Below are 1,043 nucleotides of genomic sequence, written 5' to 3'. Positions count from 1 at the left end.
CGGCCCCAGCGCCCGCGGCTCCTCCGCCACCAACGCCACCCCGTCCAGCCGCCCCCGCGCAACCACATCCAGCCGCCACGACATGCCCGGCGCCACCACCGGCGGCACCAGCACCCCGCCCCCCGCCATCCGCACCACACGCGGCACGCGCACGCGACCGTCACGGATCAGCAGTTCGGCTGCTTCGAGGCAGCCCGCCAGGGCACGGTACGACTCCGCCGAACCGTCCACATCGGCGAGGCCGAAGCGGTCGGGGTGCTCGCTCGCCGCGGACCGCACCAGACCCCAGACCGCGGCGCCCACGGTGTCTGTCACGTCGTCGCCTACGGCACCGGAGGTGACGAACACCAGCCGGGCTCCGGTCAGCCGTGGGGCGGCCAGCCAGTCCTGAACGAGGGTGAGTGTCTCCGCGGCCACCTCGGTGATGTCACGGCTCCGGGTGTTGACCGGGACGATCACGGTCTCGGGCACGGAAGCACCGGCGTCCAGAGCGTCCTTCAGTGCTGCGAGATCGGCATAGCGGGTATGCGCCTCTTCCGGGATCGGCAGCGCGCCGAGCAGTGTCCAGTCCGCAGGCGAGCCCGGGGTGACATCCGGCAGCGGAATCCAGTCCAGCCGAAACAGGCTGTCGCGCACGGTCGTGTCCGTCGGGGCGAGTTCCGCGGAGGAGAGCTCCCGCAGGAGCAGGGAGTCGGCTGCGGCGATCGGTTCGCCGGTCGCGTCGGCCACCCACAGCGTGACCGCGTCCTCACCGGCCGGCGACAGACGCACCCGCACGGCGGAGGCGCCGACGGCCGACAGGTGTACACCCGACCACACGAACGGCAGCGACGCCGTCTCCTCACGCCCCTCACCGGCCCGCAGTGCCAGAGCATGCAGTACGGCGTCCAGCAGTGCCGGGTGCAGCCCGTACCCCTCGGCCTCGCGCGCCACCGAGTCGGGCAGTGCGGCCTCGGCGTACAGGTCGTCGCCGTGCCGCCAGACCGCGCGCAGGCCCCGGAAGGCCGGGCCGTACGACAGTCCCGCGGCCCCCAGCCGGTCGT

The 1,043-nt window shown here is 73.4% G+C and carries 1 protein-coding gene; it reads right to left on the bottom strand.

Annotation, left to right across the window (positions count from 1 at the left end; genetic code table 11):
* The coding region (locus ABD363_RS32415; RefSeq protein WP_344610040.1) for a polyketide synthase dehydratase domain-containing protein at positions 1–1,043 on the bottom strand (1,043 nt) is incomplete at both ends.

Source organism: Streptomyces glaucus (genome assembly GCF_039533365.1).
GTDB lineage: Bacteria > Actinomycetota > Actinomycetes > Streptomycetales > Streptomycetaceae > Streptomyces > Streptomyces glaucus.
The sequence above is the reverse complement of the archived record's forward strand: the minus strand, read 5'-3'. Positions and strand labels throughout refer to the sequence as shown.